Genomic DNA, 15,486 nt, shown 5'->3' with positions numbered 1-15,486 from the left:
AAATTGTATTTTTACCCATGTCTAACTTTTTGGTGTGGTAACTCAAAAGTAGACATACCGGGTGGTTCTTTAAAATGTACTGCCCGGTAAATTTTTACCGGACACTAATGTTTAAAAATGTAAAGATGACATCCTTTTTCAATTATCCGAGCTGCGAGGATTGAGTATCCAGAAATCAATATCCAATATTGAATGTTCAATACCCAATATTGAATGTTCAATACCCAATATCCAAAGACTCTACAAAAAATAAGGTTTATAAGGTTATTGCAGGGGGAACAATGATGGCTACTAAGGTTTTCTGAGGAGGGAATAAGGTTATATGGCAGCACAAAAAAAACTTGGAGCGTTTAAACAAAACAATCAAACAATTCTATAGCATCTGGTATCCAGCATCCGATATCCTTTTTCAATTTCTCGATTATCCGAACTGCGAGTTCTCATTTAAGCATTATCGCAATAAAGCATTTATGCATTTTTCTTTCAATCCTTCGCAAGGCAAAAGTAAAAAGTAAAAAGGCAAAAGTAGCCGCTAGCCACGAGCTACTAGCGGTGAGTTGATAGGCGGAGATTGCTTCTACCGATTGGAAGAGGTAGTGATAAAGTAGGACGGATGAATCAAGTAAAAAGGCAAAAGTCGCTTCTAGCTGTGTGACACGAGCTGCAAGTTCTCATTTAAGCATTAGTGCAATAAAGCATTTAAGCATTTCTTCTTTTAATCCTTCGCAAGGCAAAAGTGATTCGTGGGTTGAGCAGCGAGTATCGAGATTCCAGCATCCAGTATCCAGTTGAGCGAAGCGAAATCCCGACCGGAAACGTCGGGGTATCCAGACAAAAAAAATCCCGACAAAATGCCGGGATAAATTAAAAACGAAAATGTATCACTGTTAATTATCAGTTGTTAATTCTGAACCAGTTTATTTTTAATCTTGTCTTCAAAGGCTGAGAGGGCAGCTTTCGATCCTTCGCCCATTGCAATTACAATTTGTTTGTAAGGCACCACCGAAACATCTCCGGCGGCGTAAATGCCCGCTTGTTTTGTACGGCAATGTGCGTCAATCTCAATTTCTCCTATCCGGTTGGTATCAACCATTTCGGAGAATACCTTACTGTTGGCTTGCAATCCAATCTGAACGAATACGCCATCAGTGGTAATTGTTTCTGTTTTTTCTGTTTCTCTGTTTTTGTATTCCAATGCGATAACTTTGTTGCCATCACCTTTAACGGCAGTTGTTTGCGCATTGGTGTGAATTTTTACATTCGGTAATGTTTTTAGCTTGTCTTGCAGAACCTGGTCGCCTTTTAGCTCGTCCATAAACTCAAGCACTGTAACTTCGGCTGCAATTGATGAAAGGTCGATGGCAGCTTCCAAGCCAGAGTTTCCTCCACCCACAACAACCACTTTTTTGCCTTTGTAAAACGGGCCGTCGCAGTGCGTACAGAATGCCACGCCAGAACCGATGTATTCGTTTTCTCCGGGAACGCCCAAACGTCTCCAGCTGGCACCGGTAGCAATAATCAGTGCCGGAGTTTTAAATGTTTCGTTTAACGAAGTTTTCACTTCTTTAAGGCCGTCTTTTAATGATACGTTTTCAACCCGGCGGTTTTCAAGTACGTCGATTGGGTAGTCTCTTAAGTGGCTCATTAAATCGGCCGAAAGTTTTGTTCCGGTAGTCTGAGGGATCGAAATCATGTTTTCGATTGAAACGGTTTCGTTCAGCTGGCCTCCAACTTTCTCGGCAACCAATGCTACCGAAAATCCTTTTCGTGCTGAATAAACTGCAGCAGAAACTCCGGCAGGTCCGCCGCCTACAACAACTACATCGTATTCTTTTTCAACGGGTGCACTTGCAACCGGTTCCGATCCTACTTTGTCTTCCAGTTTTGCCAGCAACTCACCAATTGATGAACGGCCTACATGCAATTGTTCGCCATTGGCGTAAACCGTTGGAACAGCTTGTATTCCCAGCGCTTCAACTTCTTCCTTGTTAATTTGTCCGTCGATAATTTCGTGACGAATATTTGGGTTTAACAAGGTTAAAACATTCAAGGCCTGAACCACTTCGGGGCAATTGGTGCAGGTTAAGGAAATGTAGCTTTTCAGCACAATCTCGCCTTTTAATCCTTTAATTTGATTGGCAACCGCTTCGTCAGGAAGGTTCTTGCCAATACCGTCGAGGTTTAAAATTGCGGTTAACAACGATGGAAATTCGTGTCCGTTGGGTATTGCACGAAAAATAATATTCGTAGGCGTATTGTTTTTTAAAATAGTAAATTCCAGCCCTTTTCCTTCTTCAGCAGTAACATTAATTTTTTCAGAAGTAGATGCAACATCATCCAACAAACCGGTTAGTTGGGCTTTGTCTGGATGTGAATTTGCAACTGCAACCTGAAAGGTGTAATTGTTTTTTAGCGGGCTGAAAACTTCTTGTAATTTATCTTTAATGGTTTGTTGTAACATGACTTTGGTTTTTTGAAGGAGCAGCAAAAAATGCTGCTCCTGGTTTTTTGAGTTTCTTTTCTGGCGTATTATTAGATCACACCAACAAGGTCGATGCTTGGCTCTAATGTTTTCTGTCCTTCTTGCCATTTTGCAGGACACACTTCCGATGGGTGCTCAGCAACAAACTGAAGTGCTTTCAAACGACGAAGCAGCTCGTCTGCATTTCTTCCAACGTTTCCGGCTACAACTTCGTAAGCAACAATTTCGCCTTGTGGATTTACAATAAAAGTTCCACGCTCGGCCAAACCTGCTTCTTCAATCATTACATCAAATCCGCGAGCTAAAACACCTGTTGGATCGGCCAACATCGGGTAATTGATTTTTTTGATTGTATCTGAAGTGTCGTGCCATGCTTTATGAACAAAGTGTGTATCGGTTGAAACCGAGTAAATTTCTGCGCCGGTGGCTTTAAATTCTTCGTACTTGTTTGCCAGGTCTTCCAGCTCGGTAGGACACACGAAAGTGAAATCGGCAGGGTAGAAGAAAAAGATTGACCATTTACCTAATACATCTTCTTTTTTTACGGTTTTAAAAGCGTTGTTTGCAAATGCTTGTACTTCAAAATCTACTACTTGTTTTCCAATTTGTGACATAATTTTTTCTTTAAATATTTAACTTAATTGTGTTGTTCTAAAATTCTGTTGCAAACATAATGCGAGTTGATTTATTAATCAAACAGATAAATTGTATATTTGTATTGATAAAATCAATATTATGACATTGCAACAATTGGAATATATTTTGGCGGTGAATAAATACCGGCATTTTGTAACTGCATCGAAACAATGTGGGGTTACACAACCTACTTTAAGTACGATGATACAAAAGCTGGAGGCCGAACTGGAAGTTGATATTTTTGACCGGTCGAAACACCCGATAGAGCCAACTGCGCTGGGCAAAAAAATTATTGAACAGGCTGAGCGGTCGATAAAAGAGATACAAAAAATCGGTGAATTGGTATCGAATGAAACGGATTCGTTAAGTGGGGCCTTACATGTTGGTGTTATTCCCACTTTGGCCAACTATCTGGTGCCTCGTTTTATTAAATCGTTTGGCGAGAACTGTCCAACAGTACAATTGACCATATCGGAAATGAACACGGCCACTTTGGTTGATATGCTAAAAAAGGACCGGATTGATATGTTTATTGCGGCCACACCGCTTGATGAGCCCGACTTTTTGGAGATACCTCTGTTTTACGAACGGTTTTATGCCTATTTCGCTGCCGATCATCCGCTGAAAGATGTTCCGTTGAATCCTGCAAATATGCCCCAGGAGAAACTCTGGGTACTGGAAGAAGGGCATTGTTTGCGCGACCAGGTTTTTAATTTTTGCACCACTAAATTGCCGTATAATCATGTTTTCGAAGCGGGAAGCATTGATACGCTGGTGCGAATTGTTGATATAAACGGTGGCTATACTTTGATACCGGAATTGCATTTGCCTCTGTTAAGTGATGAGCAGCGCAAAAATGTACGCGAAATAAAAGACCCGCCGGCTATTCGCGAGGTGTCGATTGTTATTCACAAGAATTTTGTGAAAGAGCGGATCATTAATGCTGTTGGTGATGCGTTTAAAACAATTATCCCCGATGAAATGATTAATGAGCGTTTAAAGAGGTTTGCGATTCGTTTGTGAATGGTTAGTAACTATATTTAGAGTCCGGGGCTGTATATACGAAATTCATACAGCCCCGGACTTTTTTATTTACTATGAGCTAATCAAGCTTCAAACTCTTTCAGCGTAGTTTTTATAATTTCAATTGCATGCATCAATTGCTCTTCGGTAATTACCAAAGGAGGGGTAAAACGGATAATGTGTTCGTGTGTTGGCTTGGCAATCAGTCCGTTTTCTTTTAAGGCAAGGCACACATCCCATGCAGTTTTTCCGTTGATTGGTTTTATGGCAACAGCATTCAGCAATCCTTTACCGCGCACCATTTCAATCAGTGGCGAATCAATCGATCGCATTTCTTCACGGAATATTTTGCCCAGTCGCTCGGCATTTTCAACCAGCTTTTCTTCCTGAATAACATCAAGTGCAGCCATGGCCACTTTTCCGGCAATCGGGTTTCCTCCATAAGTGCTGCCGTGCTCGCCGGGTTTTATGGTCAGCATAATTTCATCGTCGGCCAGCACGCACGAAACCGGGTAAACCCCACCCGACAGTGCTTTTCCCAGCACCAAAATATCGGGGCGAACATTTTCGTGGTCGCAAGCCAGCATTTTTCCTGTGCGGGCCAATCCGGTTTGCACCTCGTCGGCCACAAATAACACATTATATTTTTTACACAACTCACTGGCTTTTTTCAGGTAGCCATCTTCCGGAACATAAACGCCTGCTTCGGCCTGAATGGGTTCAACAAGGAAACCTGCCACATTCGGATCCTGCAACTCTTCTTCCAATCGATTAAGATCGTTGTACGGAATATTTACAAAACCGGGTGTGTATGGCCCGTAATGGCTGTAGGCATCCGGATCGCTCGACATGGAAATGATGGTAATCGTTCGCCCGTGGAAATTACCATCGCAAACTACAATTTTGGCTTCGTTGCCTGGTATTCCTTTTACTTTATAAGCCCACTTGCGAATCAGTTTTAAGGCTGTTTCATCCGCTTCGGCACCCGAGTTCATGGGCAACATTTTATCGTAGCCAAACAATTTGGTCATGTATTCTTCCCATTCGCCCAGCACATTGTTGTAAAAAGCCCGCGATGTTAATGCCAGCGTTTGTGCCTGATCGGTAAGTGCCTTCAGAATTTTTGGGTGAGAATGTCCCTGGTTTACCGCCGAATAGGCTGCCAGAAAATCGAAATACTTTTTTCCCTCAACATCCCATACAAACACGCCTTCGCCTTTCGATAGAACTACCGGCAGCGGATGGTAATTGTGAGCGCCAAATTTATCTTCTTTGGCCATGTAGTCTGCAGAACTTAGTTTAGTCATAATAAGTTGTTTAATTTTAATGCAGAAATACAATTTTTGCGCCGAAAAAGCAACCGGATTAGTGGTGTTAAAGAGCAGTGAGAAAAATCAGTTAATTAAGTTGATATTAACTGTAAGGTTTATTTCCAGAAACGCGCAATGAGCACTTCACAGAGAATAAAGAACAATGCCAGCAGTAAACACCACTTCCATAATTGGCGGCCGTTCTGAATATCGTCGAATAGTTCTGAAAAATTGCGGTCAACTTCTTTAATAACCGTTGCGTTGGTTAATTGATTGGTTTGCAGTCGGGTGATCAGTTCGTTGCTCTGAAAATAACGCAAGTCCGATTCTAAACGATTATAATTGAAGGCCATTGAGGCAATAGTATTGTCGTCGTTTTCAATCAGGTAATGGCCGTCGGTAGTTATCTGTTCGCCAAACTCGAGACGTATATTTCTGCCGGTAATATTTTTTACTGGAATAAATTTTTCGTCTGTTCCGGCATGCTCGATTTCTATGGATGAGTTTAGGTCAACCGTCAGGTTTCGGGGCAGGTTGATAAAGCTGTTTTTACCAACAATAAACGACATTTCCTGTTTGGGCAAACTATTCAGAACAATATTGTACAGTGTTGGCACAAATAATACATCGCGGGCAAACGATTCGTTTTTTTGCGACAGCGGAAATGCAAATACCCACACTTTGCCATCCCGGTAATTGAGTTGCGAAAGTGCTTTGTCGCCATTTTGAAATGCCAGCAGTGTGTGTTCATCGGTTTGCATGGTTTGAGCAAAACGGAAGTGACCATCAACCTGTGGCAAAACCGGGTTTTCTTCCCGCTTTTTAAAAACATCGGCGTAAAACTTATTCTCGTAATCGATGGCCGAAATATCTTGCTTTGTGGAGTCGATACGCACCATCCGGTTGGCTCCAAAAGTGGCCAGTAAACGGTTGCCTGCCGTCATGTCGCTTATCCATTTCGGGAATAGCACTATTGAAGTTCCGGCGCTTACAACAGATTCCAGCTCGTTTAACAAGCCGCTTGAGAAATTGTCGATATTCAGCAAAAATATAGTGTTGTAGTCGCTCAGTCGGTTGGCCTGCAGGTTTTTCCGGTTCATCTCGTCGAGCACCACGTAATCGTCGTTATTGAAGAGGGCGCGTAAATAATTCAGCCCTTCCTGCGAGTCGGCAGCATCGGTGTAAAGTGCCAGTGCTTTTAATTTGGGCTCCACAAAATAACTGATGTACCAGTTGTTATCGTGCGTAAACGGATAATCGGTGATTTCAATTTTCCCCAACTGCACTCCGCTGTTGGTATTGTTATATTTCAGACTGGCAATAATTTCGTTTTTCGCTTCAACCGAAAAATTCGTTATTGATTTTATCGAATCGTTCAGAAATAGCTTTAAGGGCAAATTCCGGTAATTGTGGTTTGAGCTGTTTTTAATGCGTACGAACATATTTTCTTCCTGCCCCAAGCGGTGCGCCGGGTATTCCACCCAACACGAATCGATATAAAGATTAGCCACCTCGTTGGCAACCAGCGGCAGATAATAGCTGAAAATTCCGTTATCCGAAAAATTATAGATGTCGGTAATGCTGCGTTGAAAATCGGAAATAAAATACAGGTTTTTGTCGGCCTCGTTATCGTTCGTTTCGCTGGCAAAGCGGTTGTAAATAATCGATAACGGTACCACTGCTGGGCTGGCCTGAATGCCTGAAACCTGCTGAATAAACTGTTCTTTATTAAAAATGTGCCGGTGTTTCGGATTTAAATCGTTGGTAAATAACCTGAATTTTGTTCCGGGAGGGTAGGCCATACAAATCTCCAGGGCTTTGTTGCGCGCCACTTCCAGCAGCTGTCCCTGTTTCGAAAGGGCATTCATCGAAAAGGAGTTGTCGATGTAAACGGCTACCAACTGTTTGTTTTGTTTTTGTGTATCGGTGTTGGTGGGAATAAAAGGCTGCGCAAAAGCAAAAACCAGGAAAATGATGGTAAGAATTCGTGCGGCAAGAAGGAGCAACTGTTTCAGCCTCGATTTCTTTTTCGACTCTTTTTTGATGTCTTTTAAAAAACTGACATTGCTAAAATACACGGTTTTATAGCGCTTGAAGCTAAACAAGTGTATCAATATTGGGAGGACAACTGCCAGTAGTGCAAACAAAAATGTTGGATAAAGAAACTTCATGCCGTTTTATTGCTGTGTCTTTTTTATTATGGGACAACAGGTTTTTTATTCGTTTTCAAAAATAGCAATTTCTTTTTCGCCGCTCGATTTTATGTAACCACGAAACATTCCGCTGGTATTAAATTCCATGGCAATATTACCATCGGCATCAACAGCAATAACGCCGCCGGTGCCTTCAAGTTCGCTCAGCTTGCCGATTTCTTTTTTACAGGCTTCGGTAACACTCCGATTTTGGTATTCCATCATGGCCGAAATGTCGCGGGCAAAACCCAGCCGAATGTAGTATTCGCCATGGCCGGTGCACGAAACCGCGCATGTTTTATTGTTGGCGTAAGTACCGGCTCCAATAATTGGCGAGTCGCCAATGCGGCCATATTTTTTGTTGGTCATTCCACCGGTTGATGTTCCTGCGCATAAATTTCCGTGCGTGTCGAGCACTGCACAACCCACCGTTCCGGTATTGTCTTTTTGGGTGCGCTCGCGTTCGTGTTTCAATAAACTTTGCAGCGACTGGTAACGGCGTTCGGTATAAAAGTATTTGTTCGGAACGATTTCAAGTCCCTGTTCTTTCGCAAACTCCGAAGCGCCTTTGCCGCTCAGCATAACATGTTCAGAGTTGTCCATTACAGCGCGTGCCGCATTTATCGGATTTTTAATATCCTGAACACCGGCAACGGCACCGGCATTTAATGATTTACCTTCCATAATTGATGCATCCAGTTCGTTTACTCCGTCGTGTGTAAATACGGCGCCTTTGCCCGCATTAAAAAGTGGCGAGTTTTCCATTACGTTAATCACTTTCACCACAACATCGGTGGCGGCAGCGCCATTTTTTAGCAGTTGTTCGCCCAACTCAAGTGCTTCGTTTAACCTGGCTTTGTATTTGGCGCGGGCCTTTTCATCCATTTTGTCTTTCGACATAACGCCGGCTCCTCCATGAATAACAATGGCGTATTTCTGAGCATGAACGGTGAGTAATCCTGCCACAAAAAACAGGGCGAGAAATAAGGTCTTTTTTAACATGGTGTGCAATTTCTTACAAAAATGACATAAAATTTAACATGTTGAAGCATTCAATCTTCAATGTTTCAAAAATTTATTTGAGCAGAATGTAATGTATTTTTGTTTATTATTTATAGTTTTAACATTAAACAAAAAACCGGTTGCCTGTGTTGTAAGTATAGTTTTGATACGCATGACAACATAATTTCTCGAAAAATGAAAACAGAAGGATATTCAATAAAAGACTTGGAAACCCTATCGGGTATAAAAGCGCACACGATACGAATTTGGGAAAAGCGGTATGATTTACTGAAGCCCGAACGAACCGATACCAATATAAGGTATTACACCGATGACGACCTAAAACGCATGTTGAATGTTTCGTTGTTGGTACGCAACGGCTACAAAATTTCGAAAGTAGCCGCCTGGAAAGAAGATGATATTAAACAAACGGTGCTTGATGTTGCCAAAACAAAAAAAACGGAGGCAGATTATGTCGATCAGCTTCTACTATTTATGGTAAACTTTGATAATGTTGGTTTTACTGCACTGGTTAACGAGATTATTGAGAAATATGGCATCGAAGAGGCAATGCAAAATTTATTCTTCGCCTTGTTCGAGCGTATTGGTACCTTTTGGCAGGTTGGTTCTATTTTTCCTGCGCAGGAGCATTATGTTTCCAATATTATTCGGCAGAAGATGATCGCTGCTATCGATGCGCATGGTATTACCAATACCAAGGGAAAGACTATTCTGTTTTATCTCCGTGAAGAAGAATTGCATGAATTGAGTTTGTTGTTTTATTCTTACCTGGCGGTAAAGTCGGGGTACAACGTTATTTATTTGGGGCAGTTTGTGCCGTTTGCCGATTTGGAGAAACTTCGGAATCACGTGGAGCTGGATTTTATTTTTACTGCATTCATCACTCCAATTCAAAAAGAGGATTTGGAAAATTACCTTGAAAAATTGAAAGAATTGTACCAGCACCAAAAGGTATTTATAACCGGTTGGCAGGTAAAAGAACATGCTCCGAAATTACCCCGAAACTTTAAGGTGGTTAAAGATTATCGAGAGTTTAAAAAATACCTCGGATAAGTTGCTGATACTAATCGGGGTAATGGTTTTTGTGCTTGTCGGGGGCAAAAACATTCACCCATATCAGAAATAATAACAGCAAAAGAAGTATCGCTATCGATGTATAGATAATGATGGTGTAAATTCTTTGATTATCAAATGCTATTGGAAAAAACAGAACTATCGATGTTAGAATGGTAACCACGCCAACAACGGGTGCTGCATTATTTTTTAAGATTTTCATTTCCCCTCCTTGTATGATTTACAATTTAGGGAAAATAACAACTTAAGTCAATCAAAAACAGTAAAATGAACAAAGATTTTATAACCAATCGGTTATTTACAAAACTTATTTTTCTTTAGAAGTGGTATTGGCTTCCTGTGTCATTCCGGGGTATAGGCTGAAGCGTTTTACATCGGTGGTGTAAATTTCAATCATCTCGTCGTCATCGTTTTGTGGGGTGTTACTGAAATATAAATTGTAGGCAGCGTGCATGGGCACCATTACTTTGCAGTTTAATTTCGGAGGAATACGAATATCCATAAAATCGCAGTAGTTTTTATCGTCCCAAACCAAATCTGTAAGCATATTCACGTAAATGGTATCGTTTGTGGGATTTATCAGTTTGAGCTTTTTAAATTGCTGTTCAGAAGGAATGTAGTCGATTTCGCACTCCAACATTGCACCAACAAAAGCCGATCCTAATCCTACCATTACTTCGGCAAAAATATTTCCTCCCCGGCTGCTGCGCAATTCTTTTTGTCGTTCGTAGCTCGATTTATCATAAATATACCTGGGGCTCGAACAACTTTGAAAAAGAAGAAGGATGCTTATAATCAGTAGAAATGGCAGGTGTTTTCTCATGGCCAATTTGTTTTGAAAGTAAATTTTACAATTTTCATGCCTGAATTGTGTGGAAAAGATACGGAGACATTTATAAAAACAAAGTATACTTGAAACCGAAATTTAGCGTTATAAACAAAATACAAAACGAATAGTTATGAAACGAACATGAATTTTCCTCATTCTAAATTCACAAACAAGAATGATTAAAATTTATGTGAGTTCCTGAATGTCTTCAAATTTTTTGAACATTCAGAAATCAAAAAATTTTAAACAGATGAAACGATTCCTTTTTGCTTCTCTCTTTGTTTTAATTGCAACGATTGGTTTTGCCCAACCTTTTTTTGATTTGGGAGTGAAAGCCGGTGTACATTACTCAAACATGAGTTTTGAAGGAGATAACGACCTTAGTTCAGATGCCATTACCAAAATGCATTGGGGAGCCTTTGGTCGGGTAGGGGTTAACCGTTTGTATGTTCAACCCGAGGTTTATTTTAGTAAAAAAGGTGGCGATTTATCTTTCAATGCCTTATCTGGAGGTTTCGATTATAAAAACGTTGATGTACCGGTTCTTTTGGGATACAAACTGGTAAAAACTCCTGTACTCGATATTCGCGTTATGGCCGGCCCGGTATTTAGTTTTGTAACCGATGCTGATTACCCGGACGGTTCGGATAGATTTAATGATGAGTTTCTCAACGATAATTTATTTGGGGTGCAATATGGTTTGGGTGTTGATGTTCTGTTCTTTACACTTGATGCCCGCATGGAGCATGCAGGAAAAGTGTACGACGACCCGGATTTTGTTGATGGAAAATCAACATCGTTTATGTTAACACTTGGTTTTAAAATTTTGTAATAGAAAAACAGGAGGCTTCGGTTTTAATCGAAGCCTTTTTTTGCACTTAATTTTCAACAACTTCAATAAGTGATTTGAATCGTTCGTATGAAATGTTTTTTGTTTATTTCTATCGGAATTCAATGAACCATCTTTCTTTTAAGAATTGATTTGATTTCTGCCATCTGGCTCTTATTAAGCGGGCCAAACTCCAAAGCACCGGCATTTTCTTTAACCTGTTTTACGGTTTTAAATCCCGGAATTGGAATCGTTCGTTTGTTTTTGCCCCATATCCACGATAGTGCTCCCTGTGCCAGTGTACGGCCATCGCTTCTTAAAATCTCGCCGATAGCTTCCAGTTCTTTCAGTAGTGCAGACTTTGGTTTTCCTTCTTCGAAAAACATGTAATATTCATCGCCCAAAAGATGTACGATTGAGCGACAGTCATCTTCAGGAACGATTGACTGGTTGTTGTATTTTCCGGTAAGTACACCCATTGCCAGTGGTCCGCGGTTAATGCTGGCGAGTTTTCGGTTTTTGCACAGTTTCAGTATTTTTTTGTTGCCAACAAAAACATTCAGCTCGTGTTGAACGGCAATACAGTTATCTCCGTCGGCAAAAAAGGCGGCACGTTCTTCATCGTCGGTACTCCAGCCATAACCTCTTATTTTTCCTTCCTGCACGAGGTCTTCAAGCGTATCGCGAATAAGTCCGGCAGCTTCCAGGTTCAGATTGGCAATGTGCAGCTGGTATAAATCAATGTAATCTGTTTTCAGGCGTGCAAGGCTGCTCTCCAATGCTTTTCGGGTGTATTCAGGTGTTACTTTTATCCCGAGAACAGCTTCCTTCGTTTGCGGATTATAGCCCATTCCAAATTTAGTGGCAATCACCAATTTATCGCGACGGCCTTTAATCACCTGAGAAATCAATTTTTCAGAATGGCCGGCACCATAAACATCGGCTGTGTCGATAAAATTAATGCCCATTTCAATTCCTTTTTCCAATGCCCGTATCGATTCCGCATCCTCCACTTTCCCCCAGCCAAGCGGTAACGATTGAAGGTTTGTTGGGCCGCCAATAGCCCAGCAGCCTAGTCCCATGGCACTTACTTCAATGCCAGAATGTCCCAGTTTTCTTTTTAAATTGTTTTCCATAATTGTTGCTTTAATTTATTTTACCACATATTCCATTTAGTTATCAGGTCGCATATTTGTACCTGGTTTTTTTTGTCGTGATATTTATCGGAGAATTTTCCATTAACCATCACGTCTTCATCCATAAAGGCTGCAACCGGTTTTGCTACAAAAACGGTGTGATCTCCTGTGATATAACTGATGATTACTTTGCATTCGATATTCATAAAACATTCTTTTATCAGCGGGGCGCTAATTTTTTTGCCGGTCATGGGTGTTAAACCGGCTTCTGAAAACTTGTTTACCACGTTGCTGTGTGTTGTTCCCACTTTTAAAATGGCCTCAGTTAATTCCGTTGTTGGAATATTCAGCCCGAATTCTTTGGTTTCGTTAATCAGCGAATGACAAAAGCGATAGGCCTCGGTGCCTTCTTCTCCATTTCCAATAGATGCTGTCAATAAGAGCGGATCATGAGAAGTTGGTGTTATCCAGCAAGCTGTAATTATTCCGTTTATCGTTTTATCGGCATTGGTACAACTGAGCATAAAAACCTGGCCATTACTGAGTAACCACGATAGTTTTATTGTATCTGGGCCGTTCAGATCAAACTCTGTTTTTTTCATGATTATTCGTTTTATTGATTTTTAAAACTGATTAAACCTTCCTCTTCATCCTTCTCAATTTTCGATGTGTGCAGCGTTAGCAATTGAGATTTGATCGGGCTAATTAAGGCATCATTTCAATCTGATTAATCACAATGCCCAAACCTGTAATAATATCCGATTCTTCAATGGTACAATGTCCGAAGTTCGATACAGGAAGACTTGTGTGCAGCATTTCGTTACCATTTGATACTATCTTCCCCTGGTAAATTTCATCGTGCCAGAAAGGCGTAACGTGGTCTCCAGTAGTGTGTATGGTTACAAACGGGATTTGGATGTTGCCTGTGGTTTCATATTTTTTTACGCTCATCGTTGCAGCCAGGTAACTGTTTGCGTTAATTCGCAGAATGTTGTTGTTTAGTGCGTCATCGTTCATAGAACCACTGTAAACGGTTTCCAGGTTATTAAACGGAACAATTCCATCCAAACGATCAATCAAATCGTCGGTAATCATTATGTTGTAACGCAAACATTGGAGTGCTGCAGTTCCCATGGCCACCGGATCTTTCATGTCTGTTGTTACATGGGCACAAGTTAATAGTTGTAATAGTTTTAGGCCTCCTTGCAATGCATCGGCATATAAAACCTGTTGCACGGCCGCAGAAAGTTCTCCTGATCGCCACTGGTCCATAATGTCTTCGCCAACTCCCAGAGGACTGCCGATACTGTAACCTAGCGCAGCAAGGTCTTCTCCAAAGAAGTAATTGAATAGAACATGGAAATTTCCGTTGTACTGAACTTGTTCAAAGAAGTTTCCGATGGGACCGCATATCGACAGAGCTCCGTCAAAGCTCTTTGGGTATCTTTCAAGTGTAAGCGCAGTAACCAATCCTCCTTCTGATGGACCTCCAAGAATGAAAACATCCGGTGGCATTTTTTTTAGCACTTTACATACTTTTTTATGTAGCGCCTGAATATCTTCTACTGCTTCGTAAGCAATAAAACCATCATCACGGTAACTGGTGGTAGCATAACCCAATCCCATTCCGGTTATAATATCCTCAACTGACCTGTTACTTATTGTGTCGTTTGGTAAATTGGGACCTTCTTCCGGATCTTGCAACCCGTGGGCATAAAAAATCATGTAGCGGGGATACATGTCTTCCCAGCCTTCGGGTAGCGAAATATACCACTCGGCTGCTCTTGGGAGGATTCCTTTATATTTTCCTTCTTCAATTTGATGACTTTTTAACAAGTCATCGTCATCGAGAACTTCTTCTGCAACTTCATCTTGAACGCAGGATGCCATTGCAAATAGCAAAAACGAAATAAGAATTGATAAATAAGTTTTCATGACAATCAATTTTTAGTTTGATTAAAGTTGATTTTATCACAAAAACGGGCAGTAGGCAGGGCGTGTAAACGTCAGAAAGTCAGGTGTTCAATATTTTCTTCGTTCATTACATCGCTCAGGCTCCAGAAATGTACATCGCCGGCACTTACTTTGAAGATCTCGCTAAACGGCTCCAGGTTTCTTCCTGAGATATCGTCGAGGTACAGGCGTTCTTTGTGTAGTCGGTGTATCAATTTCGGATCGTCAACAAATTCTACGGTACCAGTTAAACGAAGCTGTTTGGCTTGTGCCTGATTGTGGGGATTGTTATAGAAACAAACTTCAACTTTGGGGTTGAGGTGAAGTTGTTTCGACATGTCTTTTGGTGAGAGCGTGCCAAAATAAAAGCCCGTTTTATCGGCAAAAAACAAAAGTACGGTTCGCACACGGGGCTGGTCGCCTTCGCAGGTTGCCAAATAGCAAACCGGGTTTGCTGAGGCAAACGAAATATAGTCATTTATATTCATGGATAACGATTTTTGGTGTAACACATAAGTTACAAAAAATCGGTGTGAAATGCAAGATGAGAGACTGCTCTTACGGGGTGAAATTCAAGTGGTTTTATTGGGTGGGAATTCTTAAGTTTTAACCGTTTTGTTCCTTCTTTTTAAACCAGTTTAGCGGATTTAACCGGTTTTTATATTTGGTGAAAAGTTCTTTGCCAACCAGTAGTCCTCCGGCCCAAAACACCACTTCCATCAGTATAAAACTGGTGGTTGATGCAGCCACTTTGGTTTTGGTGGGCAAATCAAAAAACGGGATGATTAGTGTGGCGGCAAAGAATACCCCGGAAAAGATCATCAAGAAAATCCCGATTTTTATTTGTCTGTTTTTTCGACTCATAAAATCCAAAACAGCAAACGCGGGGGATTGTTTCGTCATTTATTTTCTAGTTAATGGTTAAAACCCTGCAATTTTATTGCAGCTACTTTAATTTCTATAAATTTCCATTAGAAAAGGAAGTAGATTTGAGTACAA

At 41.0% G+C, this 15,486-nt stretch carries 15 protein-coding genes; 3 read left to right on the top strand and 12 right to left on the bottom strand.

Features of this window, described 5'->3' with window-relative positions; all coding sequences use genetic code 11:
* Positions 1–901: 901 nt before the first annotated feature.
* Positions 902–2,461 (bottom strand): alkyl hydroperoxide reductase subunit F, encoded by a 1,560-nt coding sequence (gene ahpF / locus BMW53_RS18120; protein ID WP_038554070.1) that lies wholly within the window; start codon positions 2,459–2,461, stop codon positions 902–904.
* 71 nt (positions 2,462–2,532) lie between these two features.
* Entirely contained in the window at positions 2,533–3,096 is a 564-nt protein-coding gene (gene ahpC, locus BMW53_RS18115; protein ID WP_038554067.1) for an alkyl hydroperoxide reductase subunit C, read from the bottom strand.
* Positions 3,097–3,217: 121 nt separating this feature from the next.
* Here ahpC and BMW53_RS18110 point away from each other — a divergent pair, with 121 nt between their 5' ends.
* Positions 3,218–4,141: a hydrogen peroxide-inducible genes activator gene (locus BMW53_RS18110; RefSeq protein ID WP_038554064.1), complete on the top strand. Its 924-nt coding sequence runs from the start codon at positions 3,218–3,220 to the stop codon at positions 4,139–4,141.
* An 83-nt stretch (positions 4,142–4,224) separates the two neighbouring features.
* On the opposite strand, the gene rocD is transcribed toward BMW53_RS18110, so the two are convergent.
* The 3 genes from rocD to BMW53_RS18095 all read right to left on the bottom strand — a co-directional run bounded on the left by rocD (position 4,225) and on the right by BMW53_RS18095 (position 8,645).
* Positions 4,225–5,448, bottom strand: a complete 1,224-nt coding sequence (gene rocD / locus BMW53_RS18105; protein WP_038554061.1) for an ornithine--oxo-acid transaminase — start codon at positions 5,446–5,448, stop codon at positions 4,225–4,227.
* Between the two features lie 119 nt (positions 5,449–5,567).
* Positions 5,568–7,622, bottom strand: coding sequence for a BatA domain-containing protein (locus tag BMW53_RS18100; RefSeq protein WP_074781092.1), 2,055 nt, complete (start codon positions 7,620–7,622; stop codon positions 5,568–5,570).
* A 45-nt stretch (positions 7,623–7,667) separates the two neighbouring features.
* The gene (locus BMW53_RS18095) at positions 7,668–8,645 is read right to left on the bottom strand and encodes an isoaspartyl peptidase/L-asparaginase family protein (protein WP_038554056.1); all 978 of its coding nucleotides are present in this window, start codon (positions 8,643–8,645) and stop codon (positions 7,668–7,670) included.
* Positions 8,646–8,840: 195 nt separating this feature from the next.
* Here BMW53_RS18095 and BMW53_RS21620 point away from each other — a divergent pair, with 195 nt between their 5' ends.
* On the top strand, positions 8,841–9,719 hold the full coding sequence (locus BMW53_RS21620) for a MerR family transcriptional regulator (RefSeq protein ID WP_038554053.1): 879 nt from the start codon (positions 8,841–8,843) through the stop codon (positions 9,717–9,719).
* A gap of 10 nt (positions 9,720–9,729) precedes the next feature.
* On the opposite strand, the gene BMW53_RS18085 is transcribed toward BMW53_RS21620, so the two are convergent.
* Together BMW53_RS18085 and BMW53_RS18080 are read right to left on the bottom strand one after the other, a co-directional pair.
* Positions 9,730–9,942 carry a hypothetical protein gene (locus BMW53_RS18085; RefSeq protein ID WP_038554050.1) on the bottom strand — a complete coding sequence of 71 codons (213 nt, stop codon included), beginning with the start codon at positions 9,940–9,942 and terminating at the stop codon, positions 9,730–9,732.
* A gap of 105 nt (positions 9,943–10,047) precedes the next feature.
* Entirely contained in the window at positions 10,048–10,563 is a 516-nt protein-coding gene (locus BMW53_RS18080) for a hypothetical protein (protein WP_038554048.1), read from the bottom strand.
* 256 nt (positions 10,564–10,819) lie between these two features.
* Between BMW53_RS18080 and BMW53_RS18075 the strand changes: the two genes are divergently transcribed.
* The gene (locus BMW53_RS18075) at positions 10,820–11,401 is read left to right on the top strand and encodes a porin family protein (RefSeq protein WP_168136373.1); all 582 of its coding nucleotides are present in this window, start codon (positions 10,820–10,822) and stop codon (positions 11,399–11,401) included.
* Positions 11,402–11,520: 119 nt separating this feature from the next.
* On the opposite strand, the gene BMW53_RS18070 is transcribed toward BMW53_RS18075, so the two are convergent.
* From BMW53_RS18070 to BMW53_RS18050, 5 genes are all read right to left on the bottom strand, one after another.
* Positions 11,521–12,534 carry an aldo/keto reductase gene (locus tag BMW53_RS18070; RefSeq protein WP_038554043.1) on the bottom strand — a complete coding sequence of 338 codons (1,014 nt, stop codon included), beginning with the start codon at positions 12,532–12,534 and terminating at the stop codon, positions 11,521–11,523.
* Positions 12,535–12,554: 20 nt separating this feature from the next.
* Positions 12,555–13,136 carry a flavin reductase family protein gene (locus tag BMW53_RS18065; RefSeq protein ID WP_051567478.1) on the bottom strand — a complete coding sequence of 194 codons (582 nt, stop codon included), beginning with the start codon at positions 13,134–13,136 and terminating at the stop codon, positions 12,555–12,557.
* Between the two features lie 103 nt (positions 13,137–13,239).
* A complete protein-coding gene (locus BMW53_RS18060) occupies positions 13,240–14,469 on the bottom strand; it encodes a hypothetical protein (RefSeq protein WP_038554039.1) in 1,230 nt (409 codons plus the stop codon).
* 71 nt (positions 14,470–14,540) lie between these two features.
* Positions 14,541–14,975 carry a pyridoxamine 5'-phosphate oxidase family protein gene (locus BMW53_RS18055; RefSeq protein WP_038554035.1) on the bottom strand — a complete coding sequence of 145 codons (435 nt, stop codon included), beginning with the start codon at positions 14,973–14,975 and terminating at the stop codon, positions 14,541–14,543.
* Positions 14,976–15,093: 118 nt separating this feature from the next.
* The gene (locus tag BMW53_RS18050) at positions 15,094–15,390 is read right to left on the bottom strand and encodes a transporter suffix domain-containing protein (protein WP_083404964.1); all 297 of its coding nucleotides are present in this window, start codon (positions 15,388–15,390) and stop codon (positions 15,094–15,096) included.
* Between the last annotated feature and the right edge of the window lie 96 nt (positions 15,391–15,486).

Origin of the sequence: Draconibacterium orientale, assembly GCF_900111425.1 — a bacterium.
Taxonomy (GTDB): domain Bacteria; phylum Bacteroidota; class Bacteroidia; order Bacteroidales; family Prolixibacteraceae; genus Draconibacterium; species Draconibacterium orientale.
The sequence above is the reverse complement of the archived record's forward strand: the minus strand, read 5'-3'. Positions and strand labels throughout refer to the sequence as shown.

What these genes read in the sequence shown, in the direction of transcription:
- ahpF (WP_038554070.1), bottom strand. Translation starts at nt 2,461, where the DNA reads ATGTTACAACAAACCATTAAAGATAAATTACAAGAAGTTTTCAGCCCG.
- ahpC (WP_038554067.1), bottom strand. Translation starts at nt 3,096, where the DNA reads ATGTCACAAATTGGAAAACAAGTAGTAGATTTTGAAGTACAAGCATTT.
- BMW53_RS18110 (WP_038554064.1), top strand. Translation starts at nt 3,218, where the DNA reads ATGACATTGCAACAATTGGAATATATTTTGGCGGTGAATAAATACCGG.
- rocD (WP_038554061.1), bottom strand. Translation starts at nt 5,448, where the DNA reads ATGACTAAACTAAGTTCTGCAGACTACATGGCCAAAGAAGATAAATTT.
- BMW53_RS18100 (WP_074781092.1), bottom strand. Translation starts at nt 7,622, where the DNA reads ATGAAGTTTCTTTATCCAACATTTTTGTTTGCACTACTGGCAGTTGTC.
- BMW53_RS18095 (WP_038554056.1), bottom strand. Translation starts at nt 8,645, where the DNA reads ATGTTAAAAAAGACCTTATTTCTCGCCCTGTTTTTTGTGGCAGGATTA.
- BMW53_RS21620 (WP_038554053.1), top strand. Translation starts at nt 8,841, where the DNA reads ATGAAAACAGAAGGATATTCAATAAAAGACTTGGAAACCCTATCGGGT.
- BMW53_RS18085 (WP_038554050.1), bottom strand. Translation starts at nt 9,942, where the DNA reads ATGAAAATCTTAAAAAATAATGCAGCACCCGTTGTTGGCGTGGTTACC.
- BMW53_RS18080 (WP_038554048.1), bottom strand. Translation starts at nt 10,563, where the DNA reads ATGAGAAAACACCTGCCATTTCTACTGATTATAAGCATCCTTCTTCTT.
- BMW53_RS18075 (WP_168136373.1), top strand. Translation starts at nt 10,820, where the DNA reads ATGAAACGATTCCTTTTTGCTTCTCTCTTTGTTTTAATTGCAACGATT.
- BMW53_RS18070 (WP_038554043.1), bottom strand. Translation starts at nt 12,534, where the DNA reads ATGGAAAACAATTTAAAAAGAAAACTGGGACATTCTGGCATTGAAGTA.
- BMW53_RS18065 (WP_051567478.1), bottom strand. Translation starts at nt 13,136, where the DNA reads ATGAAAAAAACAGAGTTTGATCTGAACGGCCCAGATACAATAAAACTA.
- BMW53_RS18060 (WP_038554039.1), bottom strand. Translation starts at nt 14,469, where the DNA reads ATGAAAACTTATTTATCAATTCTTATTTCGTTTTTGCTATTTGCAATG.
- BMW53_RS18055 (WP_038554035.1), bottom strand. Translation starts at nt 14,975, where the DNA reads ATGAATATAAATGACTATATTTCGTTTGCCTCAGCAAACCCGGTTTGC.
- BMW53_RS18050 (WP_083404964.1), bottom strand. Translation starts at nt 15,390, where the DNA reads ATGACGAAACAATCCCCCGCGTTTGCTGTTTTGGATTTTATGAGTCGA.